This is a genomic window from Ruegeria sp. SAZD011 (assembly GCF_059612545.1).
The window spans coordinates 197,432-211,345 of sequence record NZ_JBXWQU010000021.1; the positions used below are offsets into that span (position 1 = coordinate 197,432).

Annotated in this window: 16 protein-coding genes; 9 read left to right on the forward strand and 7 right to left on the reverse strand. The window is 63.9% G+C overall.

What is annotated here, in order from left to right; genetic code table 11:
• The first annotated feature begins 54 nt into the window (after nucleotides 1–54).
• Together AC2FLM_RS08260 and AC2FLM_RS08265 are read left to right on the forward strand one after the other, a co-directional pair.
• Nucleotides 55–609: an ActR/PrrA/RegA family redox response regulator transcription factor gene (locus AC2FLM_RS08260; RefSeq protein WP_234139263.1), complete on the forward strand. Its 555-nt coding sequence runs from the start codon at nucleotides 55–57 to the stop codon at nucleotides 607–609.
• A 10-nt stretch (nucleotides 610–619) separates the two neighbouring features.
• Nucleotides 620–1,849 (forward strand): glycosyltransferase family 61 protein, encoded by a 1,230-nt coding sequence (locus AC2FLM_RS08265; RefSeq protein ID WP_496857157.1) that lies wholly within the window; start codon nucleotides 620–622, stop codon nucleotides 1,847–1,849.
• On the opposite strand, the gene AC2FLM_RS08270 is transcribed toward AC2FLM_RS08265, so the two are convergent.
• Nucleotides 1,822–2,415 (reverse strand): HD domain-containing protein, encoded by a 594-nt coding sequence (locus AC2FLM_RS08270; protein WP_496857159.1) that lies wholly within the window; start codon nucleotides 2,413–2,415, stop codon nucleotides 1,822–1,824. The two genes, AC2FLM_RS08265 and AC2FLM_RS08270, sit on opposite strands and share 28 nt — an antisense overlap.
• Before the next feature lie 208 nt (nucleotides 2,416–2,623).
• On the opposite strand from AC2FLM_RS08270, the gene AC2FLM_RS08275 reads away from it, so the two are divergent.
• The 4 genes from AC2FLM_RS08275 (at nucleotide 2,624) to AC2FLM_RS08290 (ending at nucleotide 5,623) form a co-directional block, all read left to right on the forward strand.
• Nucleotides 2,624–2,938, forward strand: coding sequence for a hypothetical protein (locus AC2FLM_RS08275; RefSeq protein WP_496857161.1), 315 nt, complete (start codon nucleotides 2,624–2,626; stop codon nucleotides 2,936–2,938).
• Between the two features lie 96 nt (nucleotides 2,939–3,034).
• Complete coding sequence (gene ahcY / locus AC2FLM_RS08280) at nucleotides 3,035–4,423, forward strand: adenosylhomocysteinase (RefSeq protein ID WP_496857162.1); 1,389 nt, start codon at nucleotides 3,035–3,037, stop codon at nucleotides 4,421–4,423.
• Between the two features lie 174 nt (nucleotides 4,424–4,597).
• On the forward strand, nucleotides 4,598–5,101 hold the full coding sequence (locus AC2FLM_RS08285; RefSeq protein ID WP_496857164.1) for a DUF922 domain-containing protein: 504 nt from the start codon (nucleotides 4,598–4,600) through the stop codon (nucleotides 5,099–5,101).
• A 180-nt stretch (nucleotides 5,102–5,281) separates the two neighbouring features.
• Nucleotides 5,282–5,623, forward strand: a complete 342-nt coding sequence (locus AC2FLM_RS08290; RefSeq protein ID WP_234145376.1) for a DUF2853 family protein — start codon at nucleotides 5,282–5,284, stop codon at nucleotides 5,621–5,623.
• Between the two features lie 245 nt (nucleotides 5,624–5,868).
• Here AC2FLM_RS08290 and AC2FLM_RS08295 read toward each other — a convergent pair whose 3' ends face one another.
• From AC2FLM_RS08295 to tsaD, 5 genes are read right to left on the reverse strand one after another with little or no spacing between them, the layout of a single operon-like run.
• Nucleotides 5,869–6,264 (reverse strand): DUF1761 domain-containing protein, encoded by a 396-nt coding sequence (locus tag AC2FLM_RS08295; RefSeq protein WP_234139115.1) that lies wholly within the window; start codon nucleotides 6,262–6,264, stop codon nucleotides 5,869–5,871.
• A gap of 42 nt (nucleotides 6,265–6,306) precedes the next feature.
• Nucleotides 6,307–6,729 (reverse strand): EVE domain-containing protein, encoded by a 423-nt coding sequence (locus AC2FLM_RS08300; protein WP_496857166.1) that lies wholly within the window; start codon nucleotides 6,727–6,729, stop codon nucleotides 6,307–6,309.
• The gene (locus AC2FLM_RS08305; protein ID WP_234145378.1) at nucleotides 6,729–6,998 is read right to left on the reverse strand and encodes a YciI family protein; all 270 of its coding nucleotides are present in this window, start codon (nucleotides 6,996–6,998) and stop codon (nucleotides 6,729–6,731) included. The genes AC2FLM_RS08300 and AC2FLM_RS08305 overlap by 1 nt, the downstream gene beginning before the upstream one ends.
• Nucleotide 6,999: 1 nt before the next feature.
• Nucleotides 7,000–7,962 carry an NAD(P)H-dependent glycerol-3-phosphate dehydrogenase gene (locus tag AC2FLM_RS08310; RefSeq protein WP_496857168.1) on the reverse strand — a complete coding sequence of 321 codons (963 nt, stop codon included), beginning with the start codon at nucleotides 7,960–7,962 and terminating at the stop codon, nucleotides 7,000–7,002.
• Nucleotides 7,959–9,056, reverse strand: coding sequence for a tRNA (adenosine(37)-N6)-threonylcarbamoyltransferase complex transferase subunit TsaD (tsaD, locus tag AC2FLM_RS08315; protein ID WP_496857170.1), 1,098 nt, complete (start codon nucleotides 9,054–9,056; stop codon nucleotides 7,959–7,961). The genes AC2FLM_RS08310 and tsaD overlap by 4 nt, the downstream gene beginning before the upstream one ends.
• A gap of 98 nt (nucleotides 9,057–9,154) precedes the next feature.
• Here tsaD and AC2FLM_RS08320 point away from each other — a divergent pair, with 98 nt between their 5' ends.
• The 3 genes from AC2FLM_RS08320 to AC2FLM_RS08330 are packed head-to-tail and all read left to right on the forward strand — an operon-like array spanning nucleotide 9,155 to nucleotide 12,661.
• Nucleotides 9,155–9,868 (forward strand): uroporphyrinogen-III synthase, encoded by a 714-nt coding sequence (locus AC2FLM_RS08320; RefSeq protein WP_496857172.1) that lies wholly within the window; start codon nucleotides 9,155–9,157, stop codon nucleotides 9,866–9,868.
• 53 nt (nucleotides 9,869–9,921) lie between these two features.
• Nucleotides 9,922–11,157: a hypothetical protein gene (locus AC2FLM_RS08325; protein WP_496857174.1), complete on the forward strand. Its 1,236-nt coding sequence runs from the start codon at nucleotides 9,922–9,924 to the stop codon at nucleotides 11,155–11,157.
• Between the two features lie 10 nt (nucleotides 11,158–11,167).
• On the forward strand, nucleotides 11,168–12,661 hold the full coding sequence (locus tag AC2FLM_RS08330) for a heme biosynthesis protein HemY (protein WP_496857176.1): 1,494 nt from the start codon (nucleotides 11,168–11,170) through the stop codon (nucleotides 12,659–12,661).
• 102 nt (nucleotides 12,662–12,763) lie between these two features.
• On the opposite strand, the gene AC2FLM_RS08335 is transcribed toward AC2FLM_RS08330, so the two are convergent.
• Nucleotides 12,764–13,876, reverse strand: a complete 1,113-nt coding sequence (locus tag AC2FLM_RS08335) for an S-(hydroxymethyl)glutathione dehydrogenase/class III alcohol dehydrogenase (RefSeq protein WP_496857178.1) — start codon at nucleotides 13,874–13,876, stop codon at nucleotides 12,764–12,766.
• Nucleotides 13,877–13,914 lie beyond the last annotated feature (38 nt).

Genomic DNA, 13,914 nt, shown 5'->3' on the forward strand with positions numbered 1-13,914 from the left:
GCTGTTAATACTCGCCCTTAGGCAAAAACACGAAAAACAGCGGAAAGAATGAGCATGGTCGACGCCCCCCAGCCCGATATCGGACCCGACAAGTCGCTGTTGCTGGTCGATGACGACGAGCCGTTTCTGCGCCGGTTGGCCAAGGCGATGGAAAAACGCGGCTTCGAGATCGAGACCGCCGGTTCGGTTGCCGCCGGGCGCGCCATTGCCACCGCCCGGCCACCGGCCTATGCGGTGGTCGATCTGCGGCTCGAGGATGGTAACGGGCTGGATGTGGTCGAGGTGCTGCGCGAAAAGCGGCCCGATTGCCGGGTCGTGGTTCTGACCGGTTACGGTGCCATCGCCACCGCGGTTGCGGCGGTCAAGATCGGGGCCACCGACTATCTGTCGAAACCCGCCGATGCCACCGACATCACCAACGCCTTGCTGGCCACCGGCGACGAATTGCCACCGCCGCCCGAAAACCCGATGAGCGCGGACCGGGTGCGGTGGGAACATATTCAGCGTGTCTATGAACTCTGTGATCGTAACGTTAGCGAAACCGCGCGCCGGCTAAATATGCACCGTCGGACCCTGCAAAGGATTCTGGCCAAGAGAAGCCCGCGCTGAGAGGTTCGTTATGGCGCAAGCGCCTGAACTCGACCCCAACGATCCAACGACACAACCGCAGCCCAATGGCGGCTGGTCCGAGGGGCTAGACACTCTGACCGGCGCAATAGTGGTACCGCCCGAGGTCAGCGGTTTCACCCAAGAGGCTGGCGTGCTGTACAGCGATGGCCGCTATTGTCCGCAGGGTGCGCTTTGGCGTCGTTATCGCCCTCTGACGACCGAACCCCCGATGCCTGAAAGTGTGTCGGAAACCCTGTCCGGTCGCTGGCTGTGGGGTGGGGTATTGTGGGCGCATTTCGGCCATTTCCTGGTGGAAAGCACCGCGCGGCTTTGGGCGCTGGATCATATCGAAGGGCCGATAGACGGCGTGCTGTTTATCCCCAAACGCCCGCGTGTTGGCGATCAGATTCGTGGATTTCAGCGCGATTTCATCGACCTGATGCGACCTGATCTGCCAATCCATGTGGCCACCGCGCCGACCCGCGTCGAAGAGTTGATCGTGCCCGGGCAGGGTTTTGGCCTGGGTCCGATCACGCAGGGCACGCAGAAATTCCGCAACGCGATCCATGCCGGGTTCGGCAAGTCGGTCGAACCGGACGGACCCAGCAAGATTTATATCTCGCGCTCGGCATTGGGCCTCGGCAAGGGTGGCATGTTGGGAGAGGAACGGCTGGAGGACCTGCTGCGGGCCGAAGGCTATGACGTCTTTCACCCCGAGAAATACAATCTTGAAACCCAGTTGGCCCGCTACAAGGCCGCGACCCATGTGATTGCCGCCGACGGCTCGGCGCTGCACCTTTACGCCATGGTCGGACGGCCCGATCAGAAAGTGGCGATGATCCTACGCCGCAAGGCCGGGGCCACCAACCTACTGGCCAAGAATGTCGCCCATTTCTGTCGCTGCAACCCGATGGTGATCGACGCGCTTTATACCGAATGGGTGCGGGGCGAGGGTGGCAAATCGAACCGGCTCTCCTTCGGCGAGCTCGATCATGCCGTGATCGGGCGCGGCCTGGCGATGGGCGGTTTCGTGCGCCCGGACGTGGACTGGCCGCGCGCAACCGACGAGGAGCGCGCCCAGATGTTCCGCGACAAGGGGCTGGATCAGGCCGGCGATTTTGTCGAGAGCGAGGAATATCAAAAGCGCCGGCGCCGGATCATGCGGCAGGAGCGGCGCGCACGCCGTGCCGCGCGCGATGACGCCGCAGCGGATCAGACTTCGGAAATCAAGGCCTCGTAGCGGGCGGTAAAGGCGGCGCGCGTTTCCAGCGGCGGTCGCAGGCAGATGTCCAGGCCCTGCATCAGCTCGGGTTTCTGCCTGCCAAAGAACTTGTTCGCCTCGGCCTCGGTAAACCCGGCGATCCGTGTGGCCTCCATCCAGGCGCTGACCCGGTCGGCGCGTTTGATCTGTTTCTTGATCTGCACCGGCAGCACGGCGGGCAGGCCGAACCGGATGTGGATTGCCGCTGTCAGCCGTGCGTCAAGCAGCCCGTAATCGGCCCCGACCGCTGCCTTGACCGGAGAGATCATGTCGCCGATCACATATTCGGGCGCGTCGTGCAGCAGCGCCGCCAGCCGCCACTTCGCCTCGGCGCCGGGGACGATGCGGGCAAAGATATCCTCGACCAGCAGCGAATGTTCAGCCACCGAATAGGCGAATTCCCCTCGTGTTTGCCCGTTCCAGCGCGCGACAAAGGCCAGCCCATGGGCGATATCCTCGATCTCGATGTCGACCGGCGTCGGGTCCAGCAGATCCAGCCGCCGCCCCGACAGCATCCTTTGCCAGGCTCTGGGTTGTGTTGCCATTGTGCCACGTCCCCTTTTGCGTGCCATGTTTTTGCCACATTCCGGGCGCAGCCTGATCCCTGTTCCGATCACATGCTGCCAGCCCAACGAACAGGTGTCGCGTTCGCGGCCCGGTGGCTTGATCGGTCTATCGAAGAGCGGGGGGCGTGTTATCTCCTCCCGGCACGTCCCCCTACAGATCCGTTCCTCTATGCGAAAGGAGCTTGCGATGATCAAGCCTCTGTTGGGAGCATTGGCCGGCTTTGGCCTGATCCTGTCCGCCGGGACGGCCACCGCGCAATCCTGTGCCGCGCGCGCGGCGATCGTCGACCGGTTGCAGCAGAAATACTCTGAACGACTCGCTGCCGGTGGCTTGCAGCCCTTGTCTGATGGCGCCTCGGTGATCGAGCTTTGGGCCTCGTCCGAGACCGGCACCTTTACCGTGCTGCTGACCCGGGCCTCCGGCATCAGTTGCATCGTCGCTGCGGGCACCGACTATTTCCAGACCCCCGACACCCAGCCGGTGCCCGATATCCCCAGCTGAGCCACAGCCGCGATCATTCCCCCTGATCCTCGTTGCCAGTCGAAGGCAGGGGTGATAGGGCCTCTGGCGACCGAATTTGCCGGAATGGAGTGACAGATGGCCGGGGATTATATCGTCAAGGACATTTCGCTGGCCGGGTTTGGCCGCAAGGAACTGGATATTGCCGAAACCGAGATGCCAGGCCTGATGGCGCTGCGCGAAGAATATGGCGAGGCGCAGCCGCTCAAGGGCGCGCGGATTGTCGGTTCGCTGCACATGACCATCCAGACCGCCGTCCTGATCGAGACGCTGGTGGCGCTGGGCGCCGATGTGCGCTGGGCTTCGTGCAACATCTTCTCGACCCAGGACCACGCTGCGGCAGCGATTGCGGCGGCAGGCATCCCCGTCTTTGCGATCAAGGGCCAGACGCTGGAAGAGCATTGGGATTACCTCGACAAATCCTTCCTGTTCGAGGACGGCCCCAACATGATCCTGGATGATGGCGGCGACGCGACGCTTTACATCCTGCTCGGCGCCCGCGCCGAGGCGGGTGAGGACATCATTCCGGTTCCGTCGTCGGAAGAGGAAACCGTGATCAAGGCCCAGATCAAGAAGCGCATGGCCGCCTCGCCGGGCTGGTTCACCAAGATGCGTGACCAGATCCAGGGCGTGTCCGAGGAAACCACCACCGGCGTCAACCGCCTGTATCAGCTGGTCAAGGACGGCCATCTGCCCTTCCCGGCGATCAATGTGAATGACAGCGTCACCAAGTCGAAATTCGACAACAAATACGGCTGCAAGGAATCGCTGGTCGACGGTATCCGCCGCGCCACCGACACCATGATGGCCGGCAAGGTCGCCGTGGTTTGCGGCTACGGCGATGTTGGCAAGGGTTCTGCCGCGTCCCTGCGTGGCGCCGGCGCCCGCGTGAAGGTGACCGAGGTCGACCCGATCTGCGCCCTTCAGGCCGCCATGGACGGGTTCGAGGTGACCACGCTGGAAGATGAGGTCGGCAGCGCCGATATCTTCATCACCACCACCGGCAACAAGGACGTGATCCGCATCGAGCATATGCGCGCGATGAAGAACATGGCCATCGTCGGCAATATCGGCCATTTCGACAACGAGATTCAGGTGGCCGCGCTCAAGAACCACAAATGGACCAACATCAAGGAACAGGTGGACATGATCGAAATGCCCTCGGGCAACAAGATCATCCTGCTCTCCGAGGGTCGTCTGCTGAACCTGGGCAACGCCACCGGCCACCCCTCGTTCGTGATGTCGGCCTCGTTCACCAACCAGGTTCTGGCGCAGATCGAACTGTTCACCAAGGGCGACCAGTACGAGAACAAGGTCTATATCCTGCCCAAGCATCTGGACGAGAAAGTCGCCCGCCTGCACCTGGCCCGGATCGGTGTCAAGCTGACCCAGCTGAGCCCCGATCAGGCCAGCTATATCGGGGTCAAGCCCGAAGGTCCGTTCAAGCCGGAACACTACCGCTATTGAGTGTCGGCGTCAGCCGATGCCCAACCGTTCTGACTGGCCGCCCCGATACGATCGGGGCGGCCTTTTGATACCGATCGCAGCGATCCGATAAAGCTTGACGCGTTAATCCCTAGTCCGCTTATCTCATGCAACTGAGCCGAGCCGTCAGGCGGCATGCACCTCTAGGAATGTGATATGCGTATGAAGTTTCTTTTCCCCCGCCGTTTGGTGACGATGCTGTGTGTGGCGGCGTTGGGGCTTTCGGTCGGGACAACGATGGCCGAGGCGAAACCCAAGGTAACCGTTGTGAACAAGACCTATGTGGTGAATGCCACCACAGCGCAGGACCTGATCCGGGAGATGGATGCGCGGGGACCCAACGGGTTCTGGGCCTATACGGACTGGTATGTGAAATGGTCCGGCAGTTGCGACCTGTCAGTCAGTATCACCTATACGATGCCCAAGCATAAGAACGAGGCCAAGCTGGATCCGGAGCTGCGCAAAAGCTGGAAATCCTTTGTCACGGCCCTGAAGAAACACGAGGAGTTGCACGGCGCGCATGGTGTTCAGGCCGCCCAGGAAATCGAGAAAACCAAATGTGCCAATGGTGACGCGGTGATTAAGAAATGGGCCAAACAGGACGAGGTCCTCGACAAGCGTACCGACCACGGCAAGAAGGATGGCGTGGTCTTGAAGTGAGGCGGCCCGTCGCGTTGTCTCTCGCCTCGGGGCTGACTTGACGCGATGACAAGGCCGATCACGGCGACTTACAGGGAAAACCGGCCAAGTTTTCCCTTTGTGCGCGACCCGGCTGCCGCTACGCTCTCGCCAGTGCCGGATAGACTGGCCGAAAACAGAAAAACTCGGGAGAGTGAAGAGATGGGAAAACGCGACGACCTGATCGCCCAATATGCAGACGATCTGAAGAACAAGTGCGGGATGGAACCCGACATGGACCTGCTGACCAAGGTTACCATTGGCTGCGGTCCGGCGATTTATGATGCCGATGCCTCGACCGTCGCGTCGAGCCAGCCGGGTGAGCTGGAAACCGTCAAGAACAATTTCCTGATCAAGAAACTGGGCCTCGCCGACGGGCCGGAACTGGATGCCGCCATTGCCAAGGTCGTGGACACCTATGGCAAGTCCGAGCGCAACAAGTATCGCGCCGTCGTCTATTACATGCTGACCAAGCATTTCGGCAAGGAATCCGTCTACGGCTGAGCCAACGGCATGCTGTACACGCAAGCGCCCGCATTGGCGGGCGTTTCGCATTTTACGAATATTGTCAAAGCTTTGCCTTTGCGCCGGAACGGGTATCGGGCGTATAGGTAGTGTATGACCAGGACGGTCAGAACCTCGGTACAGAATTCGCGTGTGGTGTGTTGGGAGCACGCGGGGGTAGGGGAGGGTTCTGAACCGTCAGGACCTTCCCCTTTTTTGTTGCGCCGCCGCCCGAGACCGGGGTTCTAGAACAGCGTCAGGATCAGGCCCATCACCGCGCAGGCCAGTGTTGCATAACCCCCGTCGATCAGGCTGAGCCGCAGCGGGCGCATACCATAGAGATTGTTGAGCGTGATCCAGGGTGTGATGAAGAACAGCCCGATGCCGATCCCCGCCACGATCCCCGCCCCCGCACTGTCGATCCCCGAGAGGGCAAAGACATGCCGCATCATCCCCGCCACGACCAGTTGCAGCAGAAAGCTGGCCGCAAAAATGCCAGGGGTCATGCCGCCCTGGGGTTTGCCGTCGGGGCCGCGCGGCACTTTGGCATCCTGCATCCAGGGTTCTGCCAGAACCATGTACCAGACCGATCCCAGCGCAAATGCGCCAAACGCGGCCGCCAGCACATTCAACAGTTCCATCCTTGCCTCATCGAGTATCCGCGATGCGGCCAGAATGCATGATCAGTCGGGATCTGTCTGCCCCATTGCGCAGACTGCGCGCCATTCCGCTTCGGTCACCGGCTGCACCGACAGGCGCGAGTTGCGTACCAGAACCATCTCGGACAGGCGCGGGTCGGCCTTGATCTGGTCCAGCGTCACCGGCTGCTGAAAGGGGCGCACCGCCTTGATATCCACGCATTCCCAGCGCGGGTCATCCGCCTTGCTGTCGGGATGAACCTCGGCACAGACCTCGACGATACCGACCACCGCCTTGTCGCTTTGCGAGTGGTAGAAAAAGCCCCGGTCACCCAGCGCCATTTCCCGCATGAAGTTGCGCGCCTGATAATTGCGCACGCCATCCCATTCTTCACCCGCATCGCCCTTGGCGACCTGATCGTCCCAACCCCAGGTCTCGGGTTCCGATTTGAACAGCCAATAGGCCATCAGCCGATTACCTTTTTCCACGGGATCAGTTGCACCGACTGGAACAGCCCGGCCTTGGCATAGGGGTCATTTGCGGCCCAGTTCTCGGCCGCGGCCAGATCGGCCACATCAAGAATGACCAGCGAGCCGATCATCGCGTCACCGTCCAGCAGCGGCCCGGCCTGCGCCACAACGCCGGTTTCCTCGATATAGGCCAGATGGGCGGCGCGATTGTCGAGCCGGGTTTGCAGGGCGCCGTCCTTGTCCCGTGCGATCAGGGCAACCAGCATGTCATTCCTCCTTGAGCGGTCGGTTGAGTAGCGAACGCATCGCTTCGGCGACACTGTAATCGCCGTTTGAAAGCTGCGCCACCGTTGTGCTGATCGGCATCTCGATCCTGTTATCGCGGGCCAGTTGTGCCACCGCATGGGCAGTGGCGACACCTTCGACCGTGGTGGCGTGGTCGAACGGTTCCTGTCGGCCCAATGCCAGACCGAACCGATAGTTGCGCGACAGGTCGGACGAGCAGGTGAGCATCAGATCGCCAAGGCCAGACAGGCCCATCAGGGTCTCGGGCCGGGCGCCTTTCAGAGCCGCCAGCCTCTGCATCTCGGCAAAGCCACGGGTCAACAGCGCGGCGCGGGCGCTGTCGCCCATCCCGGCACCGATGCAGGCGCCGCAGCCGATCGCGATCACGTTCTTCAGCGCGCCACCAAGTTCGGCCCCGATCGTGTCGGTGGTCCGATAGAGCCGCAGGTTGGCGGTGGTCAGCTGTGCCTGCAAATCGCGACCCAGATCGGCCTCGGCGCAGGCCAGCGTCAGTGCCGTCGGCAGGCCACGCGCGATATCCTGGGCAAAGCTGGGTCCGGTCAGCAGCGCGGTGCAGGTGCCGGGCAGGGTTTCTGCCATCACGGCCATCGGGCCGAGGCCGCTATTCAGCTCGATCCCCTTGCAGCAGGCGACCAGAACCCGCCCGAGCAATGCAGCCGCATGATCTGACATCATGCCGCGCAGTTTCTGCATCGGCACCGCCAGGAGCAGCGTGTCGCAATGCGAAGCCTGATCCAGATCATCGGTAACGCTCAGCGCTTCGGGCAGCGGCAGGCCGGGCAGGCGCTGTTGGTTCTCGCGGGTCTCCTGCATCTGCCGCGCCTGTTCGGGGGACCGTGACCACAGCGTGACCGGACCCTTGCCCGCAAGCGAGATTGCCAAAGCGGTGCCGAATGCGCCCGATCCCAGAACAGCGACACTCATGCCTTGGCGCCCTTCTTGCCGCTGCCCAGCATCGCCGGGCTGCTTTGATCGAGTGGCCAGCGCGGCCGGGCGGTCAGGTCCAGCCCGTCGCGGGCGCCGCTGCAGAAGCGTTCGAGACCGGCATAGGCGATCATTGCCGCGTTGTCGGTGCACAGGCGCAGCGGCGGCGCGGTGAAGCGGGCACCCGCCTCGGCGCAGACCGTTTCCAGCGCCGCGCGGATGGCGGCGTTGGCCGCCACCCCACCAGCGACCGCGACAACCGGGTCTGCTGGGTCCTCTGCCAGATAGAGCGCCAGCGCGCGTCGGGTCTTTTCCGCCAGGGTATCCACCACGGCGGCCTGAAACCCGGCGCACAGATCGGCGCGATCCTGCCGGGTCAACCCGCCCTGTTCGGCGACCAACTGGTCGCGCATCCGCATCAGCGCGGTCTTCAACCCCGAAAAGGACAGGTCGCAACCGGGTCGGTCCAGCAAGGGCCGGGGAAAGCGGAATCGCTTGGGATCACCCTGCCGCGCCTCGCTCTCGACCGAAGGACCGCCGGGTTGCGGCAGGCCCAGCAGGCGCGCGGTCTTGTCAAAGGCCTCGCCCGGGGCGTCGTCGATGGTCCCGCCAAGCCGTGAGAACTGTTCGGGCCCGTGGGCGATCAGGTATTGGCAGTGCCCGCCCGACACCAGCAGCATCAGATAGGGATAGGCGATCTGGTCGGTCAGGCGCGGGGTCAGCGCGTGGCCCGCCAGATGATTCACCCCGATCAACGGCAGGCCGCTGGCGGCGGCGATCCCCTTGGCGCACATCACCCCCGACATCACCCCGCCGATCAGGCCCGGCCCGGCGGTCACCGCCACCGCATCCAGATCGGCCAGGGTAACGCCAGCCTCGGCCAGCGCCTGGCGCACGCAGATATCCAGCTTTTCGGCATGGGCGCGGGCGGCGATCTCGGGCACCACGCCACCATAGGCGCTGTGCAGGTCGGTCTGGCCATGCACGACCGAAGACAGGATCTCGGCCGCCTGCCCCTCGGTCTGGCGCACCACCGCGGCGGCGGTATCGTCGCAACTGCTTTCCAGCCCGAGTATCGTCAGGGTTTGCGCCATCGGCCCCACCGTTGCATGATGTTCGGCGAGCGGGGTATCACCCCCGCGACCCGCAAACAATCCCGCCACGCAGGAGCGCACCGCTGATCTATCTGCTGATGACCCGCCCGCGTGGCGCCTCGGAACGGTTTGTCGCCGGGTTGCGCCCCGAGATCCGGCAGGCGCTGAACGTGGTCTATTCCCCGCTGTTGCGGATCGAGCCGACAGTCGAGGCGCTGGATTTTGGTTCGGCGGCGGGTCTGATCTTTACCTCCTCCAATGGTGTGGGCATCGCCGCGCGCTTGACCGCAGACCGGTCGCTGCCCTGTTTCTGTGTCGGGCGGGCAACCACCCGGATGGCGGCGCAGGCGGGCTGGTCTGCCACCATGGCGGGCGAGAGCGCCGAGGCGCTGATCGCGGGGATACTCGCGCGGCGTCCGGAAACGCCTCTTTTGCATCTGCGCGGTGAACATGGGCGCGGTGAAGTGGCGGCAAACCTGACCCGGATGGGGTTGAGGACCGGCGAACAGGTGATCTATGCCCAGCGCTTGTTGCCCCTTTCGGACGAGGCACAACGGGTTCTGACGGGTGGCAAACCCGTTATTGCACCGGTTTTCTCACCCCGGACCGCGCGACAATTTGCCGGGCTGTTGAACGGCACGCCGTCGCTCAGCGTCGTCGCGATGAGTGAGGCAGTGAAAAAACCATTTGAAAACAAGAAGCTTTCCGATCTGATAGTTGCCAAGACTCCGGATGCCGACGCCATGCGGGACGCGATTGAAATTGCCGTGACTCGTGCCATTCGGGTTGAGGGGCGTCCGGGCGCGCATTAGTGTCGAACGGCATCCGGTATTTGAAGATTTTCAGATTCGAAAGGGACAGCGCGGTGGCCGAGAAGAAAGACCCAGAGCTGGAAACCGTCACCGACCCTATGTCCGAGACCAAACAGGAGTTGCCTGAACCAACGGTTGACGAGGCGAAGGCGGCGACAGAGGCGCCTTCCGAAGCCGAAGCCGAAGCCGAAGCCGAAGCCGAAGCCGAAGCCGAAGCCGAAGCCGAAGCCGAAGCCGAAGCTACCCACGCGCCCGAGCATGACCCACAGCCTGCGCCACAGGCCGAGGCGCGGCGTGGTGGTTTTGCCCCGGCCCTGATCGGTGGCATTGTCGCGGCAGTGCTGGGTTTTCTGGCCGGACGTGCCGACCTGATCGACCCTCTGCTGCCGCCAGGCCTGCGCGCATCGGACGGTGCCGAGGCTATCGCTGCGCTTCAATCGAAACTTGATCAGCAGCAGGCAGCGCTGAGCGCCCTGAAATCCGATCTCGGCAAGATCGAAATGCCCGATATCTCGGGCCTGTCCGCACAACTGGGCGATCTCTCCGCGCAGCTTGCACCGCTTGCCTCCACTGCCAAGGACCTGACCAGCCGTACCGATAGCCAGGCGCAGGACCTGACGGCACTGGCTGCCCGCCTGTCCGAGATTGAAACCCGCCCGGTCGCCGAAGGTGCCTCGCCCGAGGTGGTTGCCGCCTACGAGGCCGAACTGGCCCGCACGCGCGAGGCGCTGGCGGCGCAACGTGCCGAGGTCGAACAGATGGTGGCCGATGCGCAGGCGTTGAAGGCAACCGCCGCCGCCGATGCGCAACTGGCCGCCAATCGTGGTGCTCTGGCGCAACTGCGTGGCCAGCTTGAGGCCGGTGCACCCTATGCCGAACCGCTGGCGGCGCTGACGGTCGCCGGTATCGACATCCCTGCCGCATTGTCCGGCCCGGCCGCCAACGGAGTCGCCTCGCTGGCTGTGTTGCGTGACACCTTCCCGCCCGCCGCCCGGGCCGCGCTCGCCGACCTGCGCGAAACGACCAAGGGAACCGGTCTTCTTGCCTTCCTGGAACGCCAGACCGGCGCCCGCTCGGTCACGCCCCGCGCAGGAGACGACCCCGACGCGGTACTGTCGCGGGCCGAGGCAGCGGTGACCTCTGGCGATCTGGCATCGGCGCTTGATCTTGTCGCGGCTTTGCCCGAGACGGCGCAGGCGGCCCTAGCCGACTGGGTTGCCCAGGCCAGCAGCCGCCACCAAGCGATTGCGGCAGCGGATACGCTGGCGCAAAGCCTGAACTCGAACTGAAGGACAGCCCATGCTGTGGTCATTGCTCAAGATCCTGGTTTTCGTCGCGATCATCGCATTGCTGGCACTGGGCGCCGGTTTCCTGATGGAGGCAAGCGGCGGTGTTCAGATCACCGTCGCAGGCACCGAATACACGCTTGGACCGCTGCAATCGGTGATCGGGTTCGGGCTGCTGGTGGTGGCGGTCTGGCTGTTCTTCAAGCTTCTGACGCTGCTCATCGCCACGCTGAAATTCCTCAATGGTGATGAAACCGCCCTCTCGCGCTATTTCGACCGGGGGCGTGAACGACGCGGCTATCAGGCGCTGACCGAGGGGCTGATGGCGCTGGCCTCGGGCGAGGGGCGTCTCGCCATGGCCAAGGCCGCGCGCGCCGAGAAGCTGTTGCAGAAACCCGAATTGACCAATCTGCTGGTGGCGCAGGCGGCCGAGATGACCGGTGATACCAAGAAGGCGGCCGAAACCTATCGCAAGCTGGTCACCGATCAGAGCACCCGGTTTGTCGGGGTGCGCGGGATCATGAAGCAGAAACTGGCCGAGGGCGATGACGAGACCGCCCGCAAGCTGGCCGAAAAGGCGCTGGCACTGAAACCCCGCCACGAAGAAACCCAGGACGTGCTGTTGAAGTTGCAGACCCGTGCCCAGGACTGGGCCGGCGCACGGGCAACGCTGACCTCGAAGCTGAAGACGGGCACGCTGCCGCGAGACGTGTACAAGCGCCGCGATGCGGTGCTGGCGCTGTCGGAGGCACGCGATTTGTTGTCCGAGACTGCAAGTATCGACCAACAGGAACGCGCCATCGAGGCCAACCGCCTGTCCCCCGACCTGATCCCGGCGGCGGCCATGGCCGCGCGCGCCCATATCGCCAAGGGTAAACCAAAGAACGCGGCCAAGATCCTGACCAAGGCCTGGCAGGTACAGCCGCATCCCGATCTGGCCCATGCCTATGCCGAGATCGCGCCGGATGAGACGCCCGCCGCGCGGATCAAGCGCTTCGCCGCCTTGGCCAAGGCGCATCCGCAGCATGCCGAAACCCGGCTGATGATGGCCGAATTGAACATCGTCGCCGAGGATTTCCCCGAGGCGCGCCGGGCGCTGGGCGATCTGCTGGAACACTCCCCCGATGCGCGTGCCTATACGCTGATGGCCGCGATCGAGCGGGGCGAGGGCGCCTCGGACGCGGTGGTGCAGGGATGGCTGGCGCGCGCGTTGACCGCGCCGCGTGGGCCGCAATGGGTCTGCGACAGCTGCCAGCATATCCATGCCGCATGGGCGCCGGTCTGTGCCCATTGCAACAGCTTTGACACGCTCAGCTGGCGGGCACCGCAGGACACCGATGCGGGGTCCACGACCACGGCGAACATGCTGCCGCTGATTGTTGGCGCCATCGAACAGAAGGCGCCCGAGGCTGATGAAGTCGAGTTCGAGACCGATGCCGATGGCGAAGACGCGGTGGAGGCGGTGGCCGAAGAAGTCAAAGAGGCCAGCGAATCAGCCACCCGGTGAGGGTCTCACAGACCCGATGCCGGTGGCGCCATCCAAATGATGAGCCCGCACCCCTTGTGATCGGCGCCCAATTTGGGCGCCGGTTTGGGGTCAGTATAGGCCTCAGTAGACGACGACGGAGCGGATGCTTTCGCCGGCATGCATCAGGTCGAAGCCCTTGTTGATCTCGTCCAGGCTCAGCGTGTGGGTGATCATCGGGTCGATCTCGATCTTGCCGTCCATGTACCAATCCACGATCTTGGGCACATCCGTCCGGCCCTTGGCGCCGCCGAACGCGGTGCCTTTCCACACCCGGCCCGTCACCAGCTGGAACGGACGGGTCGAGATCTCGGCCCCCGCCGGCGCCACGCCGATGATGATGCTTTCGCCCCAGCCCTTGTGCGCGCATTCCAGCGCGGTGCGCATCACGCCCACATTGCCGGTCGCATCGAACGAATAATCGGCGCCGCCCCTGGTCAGCTCGACCAGATGCGCCACCATGTCGCCCTCGACCTCGGCCGGGTTGACGAAATCGGTCATCCCAAAACGCTTGGCCATCGGCACCTTGTCGGGGTTCAGGTCGACGCCCACGATCTGGTCGGCGCCCGCCAGCCGCAGGCCCTGGATCACGTTCAGACCGATGCCGCCCAGGCCGAACACCACCGCGCGGCTGCCGATTTCCACCTTGGCGGTATTGATCACCGCGCCGATGCCGGTGGTGACGCCGCAGCCGATATAGCAGATCTTGTCAAAGGGCGCGTCCGGCCGCACCTTGGCCAGCGCGATCTCGGGCAGGACGGTGTGGTTCGAGAAGGTCGAGCAGCCCATGTAATGCAGGATCGGCGTGCCATCGAGCATGGAAAACCGGGTGGTGCCGTCGGGCATCAGGCCCTGACCTTGGGTGGTGCGAATGGCCTGGCACAGGTTGGTCTTGCCGCTCAGGCAATACTCGCACTGGCGGCATTCCGGCGTGTAGAGCGGGATCACGTGGTCGCCGGGTTTGAGCGAGGTGACGCCCGGGCCGACCTCGAGCACGACGCCCGCGCCCTCGTGACCCAGAATGGCCGGGAACAGCCCCTCGGGATCGGCGCCCGAGAGGGTGAATTCATCGGTGTGACAGATGCCGGTGGCCTTGATCTCCACCAGAACCTCGCCGGCCTTCGGCCCTTCGAGGTTCACCTCCATCACTTCCAGGGGCTTGCCCGCCTCAATCGCTACCGCCGCGCGCGTCCGCATCTCGTCTCTCCTTGTCCCGATCCTTTGCGTCCCGACCC